A 17,063-nucleotide genomic window follows, 5' to 3' on the forward strand; every position below is an offset into this window, starting at 1 on the left:
CGCGCCCGCGGCCCACTCGGCCTGTGGGGGCGCCCCCCCCCGGGGGGGCCCCCCCCCGCCTCCGGTTCCGTCTCGGTGTCCGCGAGAGCGGTGAGCGCCGGGGCCGTACCGACCAGGTAGCCGAGCTCCTCGCGGATCCGCAGGGACTCGGCGAAGCCGTGCCGCGCCTCCGCCAACTCGCCCTCCCGCAGGGCGAGTCCGGCGAGATGGCGCCATGTCGACGAGAGCAGCAGGCTGTCGCCCTGGGCCGTCGCGCCCGCGTGGGCGCGACGGTAGGCGGCGCGGGCCGCCTGCGGGGAGTCGCCGATGTTCTGGGCGACGAGCCCGCGCCGGTAGTCGAGCAGCGGTCGCCCCTCCGCCGACGGGCCGATCAGCGCCGCCGCCCGGCCGAGCGCGGCGGTCGCCTCGTCCGCCCGGTCGCGTACCCCGAGCAGCGTCGACGCGTAGGCGAGATAGCCGCGTTCGCACGCGGCCGCCCCCCGCTCCTCGTCCGTCTGTGCCACGGCCTCGGCCGCCCGCAGCGCCTCCTCCGCGTCCGCCCACCCCTGTTCGGTGTAGAGGCAGCGCTCGATCAGGAGCGCCGCGCGCTCCAGCGCGGCCGCCGGCTCCGCCGCGCGGGGGGCGAGCAGAGCTGCCGCGTCGGTCCAGCAACCTCGCGAGCGCAGACGCCATATGGCCGTCTCCACCGGGGTCGCCCCGCCGTAGCCAAGGGCCGGATCGTCGCCACCCGTTGTTCCGGAACCAGACATGGCGGTGTCCGCCACATTGCCCTCCCCGAGCGCGCCATTGAGCTATTGGGTCAGCCCGCATCTCAGCACGAACGCGAGGCGCTGGCCAAGGGGTCAGGTGAAAGATTTCACAAAGGCAGGAGCTTGACCGGTATGCGGACGCATGCGTCCGAGCCCCGGAACGGCACCTTCAGCGGCCGATCCGATCCGCCTGCGCCCCGTCCCCAGGCGCCAGAAGGGTGAGGTGCCGCCGTCGTCCAGGGGTGTCGGCACCTTCAACGTCGTCAGGGGACGTATTCCCCCGAAGAGATGAACCTCGCCATGACCGCCTCGGGTGACGGCGGTGTACGCGGCGCCCGGCGAGGCCGCGACGGCCCTGGCCCTGGGCTGCCTGGCGCCCGTCGCGGATTCCGCCGAGGCCTTGGGCCAGGCGGGTGGTCTTCGGGCGGCGGCCGCCCGGGTGGGCGCCGCGATGGGGCCCCTGCGGGCGCCCCGGCGCCGGAACGGCCCGTCCGGCTGCCGATGGGCCGCTCGGCCTCCGCCGCCCACACCACATCGCGGGCTTGGACGGCGGCCGCATCCCGGAAACGGGCACCTGGGGCGCCCTGACGGCCCGCGAAGGCCCCTTCAGGGGCCTCCTGACCCAGGGGCCCTGGCCCCGCCCGCCCGGGGCCTGAGGGGCCGGACCGCGGGCCTTGGGGTCGCCCCCTACGACATCCGCAGCGCCAGGAAGAAGTCGAGCTTGTCCTCCAGGCGCGACAGGTCCCTGCCGGTCAGTTGCTCGATCCGGCCCACGCGGTAGCGCAGGGTGTTCACATGCAGGTGCAGGCGGGTCGCGCAGCGGGTCCAGGAGCCGTCGCAGTCGAGGAAGGCCTCGAGCGTGGGGATCAGCTCGGCGCGGTGGCGGCGGTCGTAGTCGCGCAGGGGGTCCAGGAGGCGGGCCGTGAAGGCGCGGCGGACGTCGTCCGGGACGAACGGGAGCAGCAGCACGTGCGAGGCCAGCTCGTGGTGGCCCGCCGCGCAGACGCGGCCCGGGCGGGCGGCCGCGACGCGGCGGGCGTGCCGGGCCTCCTCCAGGGCGCCGCGGAGGCCCTCCGCCGAGTGGACGGCCGCGCTGACGCCGAGGGTGAGGCGGCCGTCGTCGGCGAGACCGGACGACAGGGGGTCCCGGACGGTGGCGAGGAGCGCGTCGGCGTGCAGGCCCAGGGTCGTGGTGCCCTCGTCCTCGCTGTCCGGCAGCGGGCCCGCGGGGAGCGGCACGAGGGCGATCGCCTCGTCCCCGTGGTGGGCCACGGCGATCCGGTCGGCGGACTCGGCGCCCACGGTCGCCGGGTCGACGAGGATCTCCTCCAGGAGCGCCTGGGCGACCGGGCCCGTGTCCACCGCGCCCGACCCGCCCTCCGGGTCCCATTCGACGCGGGCGACGACGACCTGCCAGTGCGGGGCGGTGCCGAGGCCGGGCAGCAGGACCGGGGCGGCGACCCGCAGCCGCGCGGCGATCTCGGCGGGCGCGGCGCCCGTCTGGACCAGCTCCAGGACCTCCTGCGCGAGCCGGCGCCGTACCGTACGCGCCGCGTCCCGCCGGTCCCGCTCGACGGCGATCAGCTGCGTCACGCCCTGCAGCAGGTCGAGCCGGGCCGCCGGCCAGTCGCCCGCGTCGGCCTCCACGGCCAGCAGCCAGTCGGACAGGACCGTCTCGCGGACGTCCCGCGCCGCGGGGGGCGCGCCGCGGCCGGTGTTGCGGATAGGGAAGAGGGAGTACGTGGTTCCGGCGGCGCTCAGGCGGTGCGGGCCGCGCCGTCCGGTCCGGGTCGCCGCCAGGTGCTCGCCGGCCAGTGTCGCGGCGAGCGAGGGGTCGAGGGGGTCGCCCGCGCCGGCGATCTGGCGGCCCGTGGGGGAGAGGACCCAGGCCCGGAGGTCCAGGTCGGAGCCGAGGAGGTCGAGGACGACCTCGGGCCCGCCGCCGGCCGGGCCGGAGGTCATCAGCCGGCGGTGCCGGTCGACGACGGCCGCCAGGTCGCCCGCGCGTTCGCCGGACACCTGTCGAACAACGTGCTCGGTGATCGTCGCGAACGCAACGGATTCGTTGACTGCGAAGAGCGGCAGCCGATGGCGCGAACACGCCTCCACCAGATCGTCGGGAATGTCCCCGAGCTCCGCCTCGCCGGCGGCGAGCGCCGCCACCCCGGCGGAGGCCAGGATCCGGACGAACGGCTCCGCGTCCTCGGGCTCCCGCAGCCAGGCGAGGCCGGTGAGGACCAGCTCGCCGCCGGAGAGATACCGGCTGGGGTCCTTGAGGTCCGTGGTCATCACGCCGCGAACGGTGCGGTCCAGCTCGTCCTCACCCCCGAGCAGGCGCAGCCCCAGCGCGTCGGTTTCCAGCAGTGCGCGCAGCCGCATCTCGTTGCCGCCGTTCCTTCTCGTCCGTCACTCGTCTGTCACTCTCGGGGGTTCTCGCCCGCCGTGCTCCCCGGGGGGCGAGGGAACGTCCGACGGTCCCGAAGACTGTCGCGTTGTCGCCGGTGGCCTGGTGCCACGGTTTCCAGGGGGAAACGGCGAGGTTGCTGAACACCGCCGTTCGTTCGAATCTACAAGACGAACAAGGTCACCAGCCAACTCCTTCATGTTTTCGGTGACTGCACCCGAGCGGGCGAGGCTTGTGTACTAGGCCACACATCGCGTTAACAGCACGTGAACATGGTTTCGAAGTCGAGGGCCGGCCGTCCCCCCGGGCCCGTACAGACCGACCGACCCCCGATCACTAGAAGCACAAGAAGAGAGCCACCATGGACTTCCTTCGCCCCGCCAGCTGGGAGGAGGCGCTCGCCGCCAAGGCAGAGCACCCCACGGCCGTGCCCATCGCGGGTGGTACCGACGTCATGGTCGAGATCAACTTCGACCACCGGCGGCCCGAGTACCTCCTGGACCTGAACCGGATCGAGCTCCTGCGCGAGTGGGAGGTCGGGGAGGAGAACGTCCGCCTCGGCGCCTCCGTTCCGTACACGCAGATCATGGAGAACCTGCGGGCCGAGCTGCCGGGCCTGGCGCTCGCCTCGCACACCGTGGCCTCCCCGCAGATCCGCAACCGCGGCGGTGTCGGCGGCAACCTCGGCACCGCGTCCCCCGCCGGAGACGCGCACCCGGCCCTGCTCGCCGCGGGCGCCGAGGTCGAGGTGGAGTCGGTGCGTGGCAACCGGTTCATCCCGATCGACGAGTTCTACACGGGCGTGAAGCGCAACGCGCTGCAGCCCGACGAGCTCATCAAGACCGTCCACATCAAGAAGGCGGACGGCCCCCAGCAGTACTCCAAGGTCGGCACGCGCAACGCGATGGTCATCGCCGTCTGCGCCTTCGGCCTGGCGCTCCACCCGGAGACCCGCACGGTCCGCACCGGCATCGGTTCGGCCGCGCCGACCCCGATCCGCGCCAAGGAGGCCGAGGCCTTCCTGAACGCGGCTCTGGAGGAGGGCGGCTTCTGGGAGAGCGGCAAGATCATCACCCCGTCGATCGCCAAGCAGTTCGCGGACCTGTGCTCGGGCGCCGCGAACCCGATCGACGACGTCCGTGGCACCGCCAAGTACCGCCGCCACGCCGTCGGCATCATGGCCCGCCGTCAGCTCGGCTGGACCTGGGAGCAGTACCGCGGCACCGGCCGCACGCTTGAGGGAGCTGCATAACCATGCGCGTCAATTTCACGGTCAACGGTCGTCCGCAGGAAGCCGACGACGTCTGGGAGGGCGAGTCCCTCCTCTACGTTCTGCGTGAGCGGATGGGCCTCCCCGGCTCCAAGAACGCCTGCGAGCAGGGCGAGTGCGGCTCCTGCACGGTCCGCCTCGACGGCGTGCCGGTCTGTTCCTGCCTGGTCGCCGCCGGCCAGGTCGAGGGCCGCGAGGTCGTCACGGTCGAGGGTCTCGCGGACTACTCCCAGCACCGCGAGGACGCCCACCCGGGCGGTGCCTGTGGCACCGGCGGCTGCGGCACCTCGCTCGACTCGGCGAAGAAGTGGCAGGCCAAGCCCGCCGACTCGCAGACCGGTGAGGGTGTCGAACTCTCCCCGATCCAGCAGGCGTTCATCGACGCCGGCGCCGTCCAGTGCGGTTTCTGCACCCCGGGTCTGCTGATCGCCGCCGACGAGCTCCTGGAGCGTCAGAGCGACCCGTCCGACCAGGACATCCGTGAGGCCCTCTCCGGCAACCTCTGCCGCTGCACGGGCTACGAGAAGATCCTCGACGCGGTCCGCCTGGCGGCCGCCCGTCAGGGAGAGGCGGTCTGACCATGGCTCAGAACACGCGCACCGTTCCGGCGGGCACGCCGACCAACGTCACCCAGAAGCACACCAAGGGCGGCATCGGCGAGTCCACGCTCCGCCCCGACGGCACCCTCAAGGTCACCGGTGAGTTCGCGTACTCCTCGGACATGTGGCACGAGGACATGCTCTGGGGCCAGACGCTCCGCTCCACCGTCGCGCACGCCGAGATCGTCTCCATCGACATCTCCGAGGCGCTCGCGATGTCCGGTGTGTACGCCGTCCTCACGTACGACGACCTGCCGGCCGAGATGAAGAACTACGGCCTGGAGATCCAGGACACCCCCGTCCTGGCGCACGGCCGGGTACGCCACCACGGCGAGCCGGTGGCCCTGATCGCCGCCGACCACCCGGAGACCGCCCGCCGCGCGGCCGCCAAGGTCAAGATCGAGTACAAGGAACTGCCGGTCGTCACCGACGAGGCCTCCGCCCTCGCCCCCGACGCGCCGCTGATCCACGAGGGCCGCGACGACCACCACATCGGTCACGTCCCGCACCCGAACATCGTGCACCGCCAGCCGATCATCCGCGGCGACGTGGAGGAGGCGCGCAAGCGCGCCGACGTCATCGTCGAGGGCGAGTACGTCTTCGGCATGCAGGACCAGGCCTTCCTCGGCCCGGAGTCCGGCCTGGCCGTGCCGTCCGAGGACGGCGGTGTCGACCTGTACGTCGCCACCCAATGGCTGCACTCGGACCTCAAGCAGATCGCCCCGGTCCTCGGCCTGCCCGAGGAGAAGGTCCGCATGACGCTCTCCGGCGTCGGCGGTGCCTTCGGCGGCCGCGAGGACCTGTCGATGCAGATCCACGCCTGCCTCCTGGCGCTCCGCACCGGCAAGCCGGTCAAGATCGTCTACAACCGCTTCGAGTCCTTCTTCGGCCACGTGCACCGCCACCCGGCGAAGCTGCACTACGAGCACGGCGCCACCAAGGACGGCAAGCTCACCCACCTCAAGGCCCGGATCGTCCTCGACGGCGGCGCCTACGCCTCGGCCTCCCCGGCCGTCGTCGGCAACGCCTCCTCGCTCGGCGCCGGCCCGTACGTGGTCGACGACGTCGAGATCGAGGCCGTCGCGCTCTACACCAACAACCCGCCCTGCGGCGCCATGCGCGGCTTCGGCGCGGTCCAGGCGTGCTTCGCGTACGAGGCGCAGATGGACAAGCTCGCGGCGAAGCTCGGCATGGACCCGGTGGAGTTCCGCCGGCTCAACGCCATGGAGCAGGGCACGATCATGCCGACCGGCCAGGTCGTGGACTCCCCGGCCCCGGTCTCCGAGCTGCTGCGCCGGGTCAAGGCCCGCCCGCTCCCGCCGGAGCAGCAGTGGCTCGCCGCCGGTGAGTCGGCGGACGTCCGCGCGCTCCCGGGCGGTCTGTCCAACACCACGCACGGCGAGGGTGTCGTCCGCGGTATCGGCTACGCCGTCGGCATCAAGAACGTCGGCTTCTCCGAGGGCTTCGACGACTACTCCACCGCCCGCGTGCGCCTGGAGGTCATCAACGGCGAGCCCGTCGCGATGGTCCACACGGCCATGGCCGAGGTGGGCCAGGGCGGTGTCACCGTCCACGCCCAGATCGCCCGCACGGAGCTGGGCGTCACCCAGGTGACCATCCACCCGGCCGACACCCAGGTCGGCTCCGCCGGCTCGACGTCCGCCTCCCGGCAGACGTACATGACCGGTGGCGCGGTGAAGAACACCTGCGAGAAGGTGCGCGAGACCGTCCTCGAGATCGGTCGCCGCAAGTTCGGCTCGTACCACCCCGCGTGGGCCACCGCCGAGCTCCTCCTCGAGAACGGCAAGGTCGTCACCGACGGCGGCGAGGTCCTCGCGGACCTGGCCGACGTCCTGGAGGGCGAGGCCGTGGACCAGGAGCACGAGTTCCGGCACCGCCCGACCGTCCCGTTCGACCTGGTCACCGGCCAGGGCGACGGCCACGTCCAGTACACCTTCGCCGCGCACCGCGCGGTGGTGGAGGTGGACACCGAGCTCGGCCTCGTGAAGGTCATCGAGCTCGCGACCGCCCAGGACGTCGGCAAGGCGCTCAACATGCTCTCCGTCGTCGGCCAGATCCAGGGTGGTACCACCCAGGGCCTGGGCGTCGCGGTGATGGAAGAGATCATCGTGGACCCGAAGACCGCGAAGGTGCGCAACCCCTCCTTCACGGACTACCTGATCCCGACGATCCTCGACACGCCGACCATCCCGGTCGACGTACTCGAACTGGCCGACCCCAACGCGCCGTACGGCCTGCGGGGACTCGGCGAGGCTCCGACCCTGTCGTCCACCCCGGCCGTCCTCGCGGCGATCCGGAACGCGACGGGCCTGGAGCTCAACAAGACGCCGGTCCGCCCCGAGGCGCTCACCGGCACTCTCTAGGTCACTCCGGGCGGTGCGTGCCTCCCAGGAACGTCACACTTCCCAGCCCGCACCGCCCGGAGCAACCCACTCCGTGGGACCCAGCAGTACCAGCAGTACCGAGCAAGACCAGATCGACCTGATCCACCCAGTTCGTCTCGGGCCGTCCCCCGGGTCGTGCAGCCAACGCACCATCCCAAATCCCGCAGCTTGTCTGACCTTCCAAGTCTTATGCGGGTGCCCCTTTGAACCTTGGGAGTAGGCCCCATGACCCAGTCGTCAGTGGAGCCCAAGACCGCCTCGGAGGACGCGGGCTCCGGCTCGAACGTCCCCGCCGGCCGCTCTTGGCTCGACCGGTACTTTCACATCTCGGAGAGAGGATCCACCGTCGCGACGGAGATCCGCGGCGGCGTCACCACCTTCATGGCGATGGCGTACATTCTCCTGCTCAACCCCTTGATCCTCGGCGGCAAGGATGTGGACGGCAACGTCCTCAGCCAGCCCGCCCTCATCACGGCGACCGCCCTGGCCGCCGCGGTGACCACCCTGCTGATGGGCTTCTGGGGCAAGGTCCCGCTCGCCCTCGCGGCGGGGCTCAGCGTCTCCGGTGTGCTCTCCTCGCAGGTCATCTCCGTGATGACCTGGCCGCAGGCGATGGCCATGTGTGTGGCCTACGGTGTGGTGATCTGCCTTCTGGTGGTCACCGGCCTGCGCGAGATGATCATGAACGCGATCCCGCTTGCCATCAAGCACGCGATCACGATCGGCATCGGTCTCTTCATCGCCATCATCGGCTTCGTCAAGGCCGGCTTCGTCCACGAGAACCCTTCTCCCGGCGGCGGCCCGGTCACCCTCGGCCCGCTCGGTGAGCTCCAGGGCTGGCCCGTCCTGATCTTCGCGGTCACCCTGCTTCTGATCTTCGCTCTTCAGGCGCGCAACATCCCCGGCGCCATCCTGATCGGCATCATCGTCGGCACCGTCATAGCCCTGATCGTCAACGCCGTCGCCGACATCCCGGCGAAGGGCGCGGGCGCCTGGTTCTCCGGCGCTCCGGAACTCGAGGGCAGTGCCGTCTCCACACCGGACTTCTCGCTCATCGGACAAGTGTCCTTCAGCGGGTGGGGCGACGTCGGCTACATCACGGTCACCATGATCGTGTTCACCCTGGTCCTGGCCGGCTTCTTCGACGCCATGGCCACGATCATCGGTGTCGGCTCCGAGGCCAACCTCGCGGACGACAAGGGCCGGATGCCCGGTCTCTCCAAGGCCCTGTTCATCGACGGCGCCGGCGGTGTCATCGGTGGCGGCGTCGGCGGCTCCGGCCAGACGGTCTTCGTCGAATCGGCCACCGGCGTCGGCGAGGGTGCCCGTACGGGTCTCTCCTCCGTCGTCACCGGCGTCTTCTTCGCGGCCTGTCTCTTCTTCACCCCGCTCACCGCGATCGTGCCCGCCGAGGTCGCCTCCGCGGCCCTGGTCGTCATCGGCGCGATGATGATGCAGAACGCCAAGCACGTCGACTGGAGCGACCGCTCCGTGGCGATCCCGGTGTTCCTCACCGTGGTCCTGATGCCGTTCACGTACACCATCACCACGGGTGTCGCGGCCGGTGTCATCTCCTTCGCCGTCATCAAGGTGGCGCAGGGCAAGGCACGGGAGGTCGGTGGCTTCATGTGGGGCCTGACCGCGATCTTCATCGTGTACTTCGCGATCCACCCGATCGAGAGCTGGCTCGGCGTCGGCTGACGCCGCACCGCAGCCCTCCACACACACATCTGAGGAGTTCGAGATGCTGGACATCGCCGAAGAGCTGAACCGGTGGGTCGAGCAGGGACGCGAGTTCGCCGTCGCCACGGTCGTGGCGGTCGGCGGCAGCGCGCCCCGGCAGCCGGGCGCCGCGCTCGCCGTCGACAGCGACGGTACGGCGATCGGCTCGGTCTCCGGCGGGTGTGTGGAGGGCGCGGTCTACGAACTGTGCCAACAGGCCCTCGAAGACGGCACCACCGTCGTCGAGCGCTTCGGCTACAGCGACGAGGACGCCTTCGCCGTGGGTCTGACCTGCGGCGGCATCATCGACATCCTCGTCACCCCGGTCCGCGGCGAGGTCTACCCCGCCGCCCTGGCCGCCGCCGTCTCAGGAGAGGCGGCGGCTCTCGCCAGGATCGTCGACGGACCCGCGGACCTGATGGGACGGGCCCTCCTGGTCCGTCCCGACGGATCGTACGAAGGCTCCTTCGGCGGCCACCCGGCGCTCGACCGCACCGCGGCCGGCGAGGCCCTCGCCATGCTGGACGCGGGCCGCACCGGCACCGTCGAGATCGGCGAGGACGGCAGCCGCTGCGGCCAGCCGATCACCCTGCTCGTCGAGTCCTCCGTCCCCGCCCCGCGCATGATCGTCTTCGGGGCCATCGACTTCGCCTCGGCGCTCGTCAGAGTCGGCAAGTTCCTCGGCTACCACGTCACCGTGTGCGACGCCCGGCCCGTCTTCGCGACCGCCGCCCGCTTCCCCGAGGCCGACGAGATCGTCGTCGACTGGCCGCACCGCTACCTGGAGTCCACCGAGGTCGACTCCCGTACCGTGCTCTGCGTCCTCACCCACGACGCCAAGTTCGACGTCCCGCTCCTCGAAGCGGCCCTGAAGCTTCCCGTCGCCTACGTCGGCGCGATGGGCTCCCGCCGCACCCACGAGGACCGCAACAAGCGGCTGCGCGAGGTCGGCGTCACCGAGCTCGAACTCGCCCGTCTGCGCTCCCCCATAGGGCTCGACCTGGGCGCCCGTACGCCGGAGGAGACGGCCCTGTCGATAGCGGCCGAGATCGTCGCCAACCGCCGCGGCGGCACCGGCGTGTCGCTCACCGGCGCGCACACCCCGATCCACCACGACGGCCCGCGCGCCCCCGACGGACGGATAGGTTCCGTCGCCTGACGGTCCGCCACGCCGGTCGTTCGCGTCCTTGACGGTACGGAGCGGTGGGGCGACTCTCGCGGCAGCGCTCTCGCTGACGGAGCGTGCCGAGAGGACGTCTCCCATGCGCCACCGCTCCACCGCCGCCCCGTTCACGCGGAACCTGGCCCTCGCCGCCACGGCCCTCGCTCTCCTTACAGCCGCCTTGCCGCCCGTGGGGGCCGACGGCGCGGTGACATCCGGCAGCGACCGCGACGCCGACCCCGTCCGCTTCCACACCCCCGCCGCCAACCCGGACGCCCTCGCCCAGCACCGCGAGCTCGAGGCGAGCGGGGACGCCCGTACCGCCGCCGGACTCCTCGCCATGGTCCGCGCCCCGCACGCCGTCTGGCTCGGCGACAGCACCCCCGCCGAGGTGGAGGGCGCCGCCCGCGCCACCGTCGAGGCCGCCGCGCGGGAGGGCACCGTGCCGGTCCTCGTGCTCTACAACGCCCCCGGACGCGACTGCTCCCAGTACTCCGCGGGCGGCGCCGGCAGCGACACCGCGTACACGGACTGGACCGACGCCGTCGCCCGGGGCATCGGCGCCCACCGCGCGCTCGTCGTCCTCGAACCCGACTCCCTCGCCCTGCTGCCCTCCGACTGCGGCCAGGACGACAGCGAGGGGACCCGGACCGCCGCCCGCTACGCCGCCGTACGGCACGCCGTCGACGTCCTCGAACCGCTCGCCGGAACCGCGGTCTACCTCGACGCGGGGCACCCCGGCTGGCACGCCGTCGAGACCGTCGTGCCCCGGCTCGTCAAAGCCGGTGTCGACCGGGCCACCGGCTTCACCGTCAACATCTCCCACTACCACTCCGACGCCGACAGTGCCTGGTTCGGCACCCTCGTCTCCGGCTGCCTCGCCCACGTCGCCCGGGCAGGCGACCCGCACGACTGCCCCGACCGGAGCTGGAAGCAGGCCGACGCCCGCACCTGGCTGGCCGCACACGCCGGCGGACCGGACGCCGACCGCGCCCACTTCGTGACCGACACCAGCCGCGCGGGCCGCGGCCCCTGGACCCCGACGCCCGGCGTCCACACCGACCCGCAGGAGTGGTGCAACCCGCCCGGGCGCGGACTCGGCCCCCGGCCCACGGCCGAGACCGGCGACCCGCTCCACGACGCCAAGCTGTGGATCAAGACCCCCGGCGAGTCCGACGGCCACTGTCTGCGCGGGAGCGCCGGTCCCGAGGACCCCGAGCGCGGGATCGTCGCCCCGAAGGCCGGCGACTGGTTCCCGGCCCAGGCCCTCGAACTCGTACGGCTGGCCGATCCGGCCGTCCTGCCGTCCCCGGCCACCGGACAGGCGCATGGCCGGGAATAATCGTGACGTACCCGCACCTGCTGCCGGTTAGGGTCCGGATCATGGATATTCGTGACGTACCCGAAGCCCATATCGACCGTGCTCTCGACCTCTCCTACCTCGTCTTCCACGACCGTCCCGAGGAAGAACAGCGCAAGCACCACCGCGACATGCTGCGCCCCTGCGACCGGATCGGCGCGTACGACGGGGACCGACTCGTCGGATTCGTCGCGGCGTTCCCCTTCACCGTCTCCGTCCCCGGCGGCGACCTGACCTGTCCCGGCCTGACCCTCGTCTCCGTCGCCCCCACCCACCGGCGGCGCGGCGTGCTCTCCGCGCTGATCGCGGAGGCGTTCCGGCGGTACGCCGAGCGGGGCGCGCCGCTCGCCGCGCTCTGGGCGTCGGAGGACGCCATCTACGGCCGGTTCGGGTTCGGCGTCGCCACCCAGGGCGTGACCGTCGAGATCGACTCGCGGCGGCCCCTCGCCCTGCGGATCGACCCCGACGAGCGCCCGCTGCGGCTGCTCGACCCGGCGGACGCGCCCGAGGTCGTCGGCCCGTGCTTCGAGTCCACGCGTGCGCTGCGGGCGGGCCGGAACGCCCGGGACGAGCTGCGCTGGAGCGGCGAGTGGCTGCGCGACGAGGACGAGGAGGACGACGAGCTGTCACCGGCCCGGGTCGTCACGCTCGGCGACCCCGTCGCCGGATACGCCGTCTACCGCACCAAGGGCGAGAACGAGGACACCCACACCCCGGGCCTGGTCCGCGTCGACGAGGTGGAGGCCGACAGCCCGGCCGTCGCCGCGGCCCTCTGGCGCTATCTGGCCTCGATCGACCTGACCGGTACCGTCCGCGCCTGGGGCAGGCCGCTCGACGACCCGCTGCTGCTCTTCGCCGCCGACCGCGACCAGGTGCGGGTGACCGGGCAGTACCCGGCGCTGTGGCTGCGACTGATCGACGTCCGCGCGGCGCTCACGGCCCGCACCTGGGCCGCGCCCGTCGACCTCGTCCTGGAGGTCCACGACAGCCGCCTGCCCGCCAACTCCGGCCGCTTCCGCCTCACTTCGGGCCCGGAGGACGAGGTGCGGTACGAGCCGACCGGTGACCCGGTCGACCTGTCCTTCGACGTACGGGACCTGGCCGCCTGCTACCTCGGCGGCGCACAGGTCGTGGACCTGGTGGCCGCGGGACTGGTGGAGGAGCACACACCGGGCGCGGCGACCGCCCTCGACGCGGCCCTGCGCACACCCCGACTCCCGCACACCTGCGACGAGTTCTAGGTCGTGTCCGGAATGTCCTGCCTGGCTCGCGACGCTCCCTAGGGCGTTTCGTACCGGCGGGCGGGGCCCGCCTCAGCTCTTCCGCAGGCCCTGGAGGAGGAGCTCCGCCAGCTGTCCGTACGCCTCCGCGTCCGCGAGGCCGGTCGCCGCGGCGACCTGGCGGCGCTGGATGCGGACCATGACCGACGCGATGACGTCGGCCGCGAAGGAGACGTGGACCTCGCGGAAGACGCCCGCGCGCACGCCCTCCTCGATCAGCTGCTGCACCCGCCCGGCCGCCGCGCGGGTGTTGCGCTCGTAGACCTCGGCGGCCGGTTCGAAGGCGGCCACGTCGTCGAAGAACTGCGGGGAGACCGGGGCCAGTTCGGCCGCGACCGCGCGCAGATAGGCGGCAAGCCGCTCGGCCGGGTCCTGCTCCGCCGCGAGGACCGCCTCGACCCGGGTCGTCGCGCGCCGGAAGAAGTGGACCACGGCGGCCCGGACGAGCTGCTCCTTGCTGTCCGCCAGGCCGTAGAGCGTGCGCTTGGAGCAGCGCAGCCGGGCCGCGAGATCGTCCAGGGTCAGCTGGGCGAAGCCCTCGCCGACCAGCAGGGCCACCAGCTCCTCGAACAGGGCGGACCGGCGGGCCGCGCCGCGGCCCGTCAGCTTGGGGGCGCCGGCGGCGGAAGTGTCGATCACTTGAACAGTATGCAGGCCGACCCGTTCGGGGGGTTACGGCGGAACCCTTCTGCGCTACGCTAAGCGGTACTGCCGTACCGCCCACAGTACCGTTACGCCGGTGCCGGCGGCCGAGTGTCACTGGAGTCGCCATGGATGTCGACCGCCTGCTTCCCACCCCCGAGGCAGCGGACCTCATCGCCCTGACGCGGGAGATCGCCGACAAGGAGCTCTCTTCCCGCGTGGACGAGCACGAGGCCGCCGAGACGTACCCCGAAGGCCTGTTCACCACGCTCGGCCGGGCCGGACTGCTCGGCCTCGCCTACCCCGAGGAGTTCGGCGGCGGAGGCCAGCCGTACGAGGTGTACCTGCAGGTCTTGGAGGAGCTGGCGGCCCGCTGGGCGGCCGTCGCCGTCGCCACCAGCGTCCACACGCTCGCCTGCCACCCCCTGCACTCCTTCGGCACCGCCGAGCAGAAGGAGCGCTGGCTCCCCGCGATGCTCGCCGGCGAGACCATCGGCGGCTACAGCCTCTCCGAGCCCCAGGCGGGCTCCGACGCGGCCGCCCTCTCCTGCAAGGCCGAGCGCGTGGACGACGGCCCGAACGGCGCCGCGTACCGCGTCACCGGCACCAAGGCGTGGATCACCCACGGCGGCAAGGCCGGCTTCTACGCCCTCTTCGCCCGCACCGCCCCCGGCTCCCACGGCATCTCCTGCTTCCTCGCCCCCGGCGAGACCGAGGGCCTCTCCTTCGGCAAGCCCGAGCGGAAGATGGGCCTCCAGGCCGTCCCCACGACCTCCGCCCACTGGGACGGCGCGCTCCTCGACGCCGACCGGCTCATCGGGGACGAGGGCCAGGGGCTCCAGATCGCCTTCAGCGCGCTCGACTCCGGCCGACTCGGCATCGCCGCCTGCGCCACGGGCCTCGCCCAGGCCGCGCTGGACGCCGCCGTCGACTACGCCAACGAGCGCACCACCTTCGGCCGGAAGATCGTCGACCACCAGGGGCTCGGCTTCCTGCTCGCCGACATGGCCGCCGCCGTCGACTCCGCCCGCGCCACGTACCTCGACGCGGCCCGCCGCCGCGACCTCGGCCGCCCGTTCAGCCGCCAGGCCAGCGTGGCGAAGCTGACCGCCACCGACGCGGCCATGAAGGTGACCACGGACGCCGTCCAGGTCCTCGGCGGGTACGGATACACCCGCGACTTCCCGGTCGAGCGCTACATGCGCGAGGCCAAGATCATGCAGATCTTCGAGGGCACGAACCAGATCCAGCGGCTGGTCATCAGCCGCGGGCTCGCCCGCTGACGTACCGATCATTGATTCCCGCTGACGTTTCGAGGAGTTCCATGGACATCGCCGGCTCCGCCGCGCTCGTCACCGGCGCCGCTTCCGGTCTCGGCGCCGCCACCGCAGCCGCGCTCGCCGCCCGCGGCGCCACCGTCTACGGCCTGGACCTGGACAAGGCCGTCGCGGCGGCCGGGCAGCTGCCCGAAGGCGTCACGCTGCTCGCGGCCGACGTCACCGAGGAGGCGCCGGTCCGCGAGGCGCTCGCCCGGATCGAGGCCGACGGCGCGGAGCTGCGGCTCGCCGTCAACTGCGCGGGCATCGCCCCCTCCGCCCGTGTCCTGGGCCGCAAGGGCCCGCACGACCTCGACCTGTTCCGTGCGGTCCTGAACGTCAACCTGCTCGGCACGTTCAACGTGATGCGCCTCGCCGCCGAGGCCATCGCCCAGCGGGAGCCGGACGAGCACGGTCAGCGCGGGCTCGTCGTCAACACCGCCTCGATCGCCGCCTTCGAGGGCCAGGTCGGCCAGATCGCGTACGCCGCCTCCAAGGCCGGCGTCGCCGGGATGACCGTCACCGCCGCCCGTGACCTCGCCCAGTTCGGCATCCGGGTCGTCACCATCGCGCCCGGCATCGTCGACACCCCGATGATGGCCGGATTCAGCGAGGAGATCCGCGCCGGGCTCGCCGCGAGCGTCACCTTCCCGCAGCGGCTCGCCCGCCCCGAGGAGTACGCCCGGCTGGTCACGATGGTCGCCGAGCACGACTACCTCAACGGCGAGACCATCCGGATGGACGGCGCCCTGCGGATGGCGGCACGCTGACCCTCCCGTACCGCCGCTGAGAGCACTTGGTGCCGGATTTGGCTGGCACCAAGTGCCGTGCCCTCGCGTTCCGGATGTTAGGTTCGGGCCATGGGAACAGCCTCGACGAACTCCACGAAGCCCGTGATGCGGGACTCCCTCATCGCCGCGGCCTTCCAGCTCTTCCTGGAGCGCGGGTACGAGCAGACCACCGTCGACGACATCGTGACCCTCGCCGGGGTCGGCCGGCGGTCCTTCTTCCGGTACTTCCCGTCGAAGGAGGACGTGGTCTTCCCCGACCACGAGCAGAGCCTCGCCGACATGACCGAGTTCCTCGCCGCGAGCGCCGACACCGACGACCCGCTGGTCAGGATCTGCGACGCCACCCGCCTGGTCATGCGGATGTACGCCGAGAACCCCACCTTCTCCGTCCAGCGCTACCGCCTCACCCGCGAGGTGACGGGCCTGCGGACCTACGAACTCTCGGTCGTCTGGCGGTACGAGAAGACCCTCGGCGACTATCTGCGGACCCGCTGGGCCGACCGGCGCGACGGCACCCTGCGGGCCAACGTGGTCGCCGCCTCCGTCGTCGCGGCCCACAACCACGCGCTGCGCCACTGGCTGCGCTCCGGCGGCGAGGGCGACCCGCTGGCCGAGGTGGACCGGGCCCTGGACCTCGTCCGTGCCACCTGGAGCGGCGAGCCGGGCGAGGGCGGCGCCGGCGGCCCGGGCGAGGACGCCGAGGACGTCGTGGTGGTGATCACCAAGCGGTCCACGCCGATGTGGCGGGTGGTGCGCGAGGTGGAGTCGAGCCTCGGCGAGGGCTGAGGGTTTCGAGAGCATCTCAGGGGGATCTCAGTATCTTCAATTGAGGGAACTGAGGTCTTTATTTGATGGCACTCAGTGCCATATCTTTGCTCCATGCACGGTCGAGCCGCCGAGTGCAAGGAGAACGCATCGTGTTCCACACCGGGTCCGTAGCATCGAGGAGCGGGAGCGCCGCCGTCCGGGCCGAGGAGTCGGCCGACGGCGCCGAGCTCTACTACCAGCTCTGCCGCTGGTGCCAGACCACGACCTTCCAGCGCCTGCTCTGTCCGACCTGCGGGTCGACCGACCTCGCGCCCGAACGCAGCGAGGGCGAGGGAGTGATCTCCGTACGCCGCGGGGTCGCCGCGGCCGACAACGACCTGTGGCCGGTGCACATGGCCGAGGGCTTCGTCGTCCGGTGCCGGGTCGACGGACCGCCGCACGCGGTACGCCCCGGCGTCCGCGTCAGGCTCTCCGCCCTCACCGAGGTCCCGGGGCACGAGCCGGTCGTCCGGCTCTGCGAGGAGGTCCCCCTGGACGGCTGGATCTGAACCGCGCGCCAGAACAAGACGGAAGCGGCCCGGTGGCACAGAGTGCC

General features: G+C 72.2%; 14 protein-coding genes and 1 pseudogene. 11 read left to right on the forward strand and 4 right to left on the reverse strand.

Annotated features, from left to right (window positions below):
* From AB0F56_RS35515 to AB0F56_RS35525, 3 genes and pseudogenes are all read right to left on the reverse strand, one after another.
* On the reverse strand, window positions 1-749 hold a 749-nt coding region (locus AB0F56_RS35515; RefSeq protein WP_362017404.1), incomplete at its 3' end, for a hypothetical protein.
* A 169-nt stretch (window positions 750-918) separates the two neighbouring features.
* Window positions 919-1,112, reverse strand: a pseudogene (locus tag AB0F56_RS35520) (hypothetical protein); the annotation flags it as partial.
* 324 nt (window positions 1,113-1,436) lie between these two features.
* Window positions 1,437-3,128: a PucR family transcriptional regulator ligand-binding domain-containing protein gene (locus AB0F56_RS35525; RefSeq protein ID WP_362017408.1), complete on the reverse strand. Its 1,692-nt coding sequence runs from the start codon at window positions 3,126-3,128 to the stop codon at window positions 1,437-1,439.
* A 386-nt stretch (window positions 3,129-3,514) separates the two neighbouring features.
* Here AB0F56_RS35525 and AB0F56_RS35530 point away from each other — a divergent pair, with 386 nt between their 5' ends.
* The 7 genes from AB0F56_RS35530 (at window position 3,515) to AB0F56_RS35560 (ending at window position 12,912) form a co-directional block, all read left to right on the forward strand.
* On the forward strand, window positions 3,515-4,405 hold the full coding sequence (locus AB0F56_RS35530) for a xanthine dehydrogenase family protein subunit M (RefSeq protein WP_362017410.1): 891 nt from the start codon (window positions 3,515-3,517) through the stop codon (window positions 4,403-4,405).
* A 2-nt stretch (window positions 4,406-4,407) separates the two neighbouring features.
* Window positions 4,408-5,001 (forward strand): (2Fe-2S)-binding protein, encoded by a 594-nt coding sequence (locus AB0F56_RS35535; RefSeq protein WP_362017412.1) that lies wholly within the window; start codon window positions 4,408-4,410, stop codon window positions 4,999-5,001.
* A 2-nt stretch (window positions 5,002-5,003) separates the two neighbouring features.
* Complete coding sequence (gene pucD, locus AB0F56_RS35540) at window positions 5,004-7,406, forward strand: xanthine dehydrogenase subunit D (RefSeq protein ID WP_362017414.1); 2,403 nt, start codon at window positions 5,004-5,006, stop codon at window positions 7,404-7,406.
* 246 nt (window positions 7,407-7,652) lie between these two features.
* Complete coding sequence (locus AB0F56_RS35545; RefSeq protein ID WP_362017416.1) at window positions 7,653-9,128, forward strand: NCS2 family permease; 1,476 nt, start codon at window positions 7,653-7,655, stop codon at window positions 9,126-9,128.
* A gap of 43 nt (window positions 9,129-9,171) precedes the next feature.
* Window positions 9,172-10,308, forward strand: a complete 1,137-nt coding sequence (locus tag AB0F56_RS35550) for an XdhC/CoxI family protein (protein WP_362017418.1) — start codon at window positions 9,172-9,174, stop codon at window positions 10,306-10,308.
* Window positions 10,309-10,411: 103 nt separating this feature from the next.
* Window positions 10,412-11,653, forward strand: a complete 1,242-nt coding sequence (locus tag AB0F56_RS35555) for a glycoside hydrolase family 6 protein (RefSeq protein WP_362017420.1) — start codon at window positions 10,412-10,414, stop codon at window positions 11,651-11,653.
* Window positions 11,654-11,694: 41 nt separating this feature from the next.
* On the forward strand, window positions 11,695-12,912 hold the full coding sequence (locus AB0F56_RS35560) for a GNAT family N-acetyltransferase (RefSeq protein ID WP_362017422.1): 1,218 nt from the start codon (window positions 11,695-11,697) through the stop codon (window positions 12,910-12,912).
* A gap of 72 nt (window positions 12,913-12,984) precedes the next feature.
* Here AB0F56_RS35560 and AB0F56_RS35565 read toward each other — a convergent pair whose 3' ends face one another.
* Window positions 12,985-13,590, reverse strand: coding sequence for a TetR/AcrR family transcriptional regulator (locus AB0F56_RS35565; RefSeq protein ID WP_362017424.1), 606 nt, complete (start codon window positions 13,588-13,590; stop codon window positions 12,985-12,987).
* A gap of 131 nt (window positions 13,591-13,721) precedes the next feature.
* On the opposite strand from AB0F56_RS35565, the gene AB0F56_RS35570 reads away from it, so the two are divergent.
* The 4 genes from AB0F56_RS35570 to AB0F56_RS35585 all read left to right on the forward strand — a co-directional run bounded on the left by AB0F56_RS35570 (window position 13,722) and on the right by AB0F56_RS35585 (window position 17,016).
* Complete coding sequence (locus tag AB0F56_RS35570) at window positions 13,722-14,876, forward strand: acyl-CoA dehydrogenase family protein (protein WP_362017426.1); 1,155 nt, start codon at window positions 13,722-13,724, stop codon at window positions 14,874-14,876.
* Window positions 14,877-14,917: 41 nt separating this feature from the next.
* On the forward strand, window positions 14,918-15,679 hold the full coding sequence (locus AB0F56_RS35575) for an SDR family NAD(P)-dependent oxidoreductase (protein ID WP_362017428.1): 762 nt from the start codon (window positions 14,918-14,920) through the stop codon (window positions 15,677-15,679).
* Between the two features lie 90 nt (window positions 15,680-15,769).
* Window positions 15,770-16,486, forward strand: a complete 717-nt coding sequence (locus tag AB0F56_RS35580) for a TetR family transcriptional regulator (RefSeq protein WP_362017430.1) — start codon at window positions 15,770-15,772, stop codon at window positions 16,484-16,486.
* Between the two features lie 131 nt (window positions 16,487-16,617).
* Complete coding sequence (locus tag AB0F56_RS35585) at window positions 16,618-17,016, forward strand: zinc ribbon domain-containing protein (RefSeq protein WP_362017432.1); 399 nt, start codon at window positions 16,618-16,620, stop codon at window positions 17,014-17,016.
* Window positions 17,017-17,063: the final 47 nt, after the last annotated feature.

This window comes from Streptomyces sp. NPDC026092 (assembly GCF_040638605.1).
GTDB lineage: Bacteria > Actinomycetota > Actinomycetes > Streptomycetales > Streptomycetaceae > Streptomyces.

Coding starts and splice junctions, on each gene's coding strand:
- AB0F56_RS35570 (WP_362017426.1), top strand. CDS start 13,722: ATGGATGTCGACCGCCTGCTTCCCACCCCCGAGGCAGCGGACCTCATC.
- AB0F56_RS35525 (WP_362017408.1), bottom strand. CDS start 3,128: ATGCGGCTGCGCGCACTGCTGGAAACCGACGCGCTGGGGCTGCGCCTG.
- pucD (WP_362017414.1), top strand. CDS start 5,004: ATGGCTCAGAACACGCGCACCGTTCCGGCGGGCACGCCGACCAACGTC.
- AB0F56_RS35575 (WP_362017428.1), top strand. CDS start 14,918: ATGGACATCGCCGGCTCCGCCGCGCTCGTCACCGGCGCCGCTTCCGGT.
- AB0F56_RS35550 (WP_362017418.1), top strand. CDS start 9,172: ATGCTGGACATCGCCGAAGAGCTGAACCGGTGGGTCGAGCAGGGACGC.
- AB0F56_RS35545 (WP_362017416.1), top strand. CDS start 7,653: ATGACCCAGTCGTCAGTGGAGCCCAAGACCGCCTCGGAGGACGCGGGC.
- AB0F56_RS35580 (WP_362017430.1), top strand. CDS start 15,770: ATGGGAACAGCCTCGACGAACTCCACGAAGCCCGTGATGCGGGACTCC.
- AB0F56_RS35555 (WP_362017420.1), top strand. CDS start 10,412: ATGCGCCACCGCTCCACCGCCGCCCCGTTCACGCGGAACCTGGCCCTC.
- AB0F56_RS35535 (WP_362017412.1), top strand. CDS start 4,408: ATGCGCGTCAATTTCACGGTCAACGGTCGTCCGCAGGAAGCCGACGAC.
- AB0F56_RS35530 (WP_362017410.1), top strand. CDS start 3,515: ATGGACTTCCTTCGCCCCGCCAGCTGGGAGGAGGCGCTCGCCGCCAAG.
- AB0F56_RS35560 (WP_362017422.1), top strand. CDS start 11,695: ATGGATATTCGTGACGTACCCGAAGCCCATATCGACCGTGCTCTCGAC.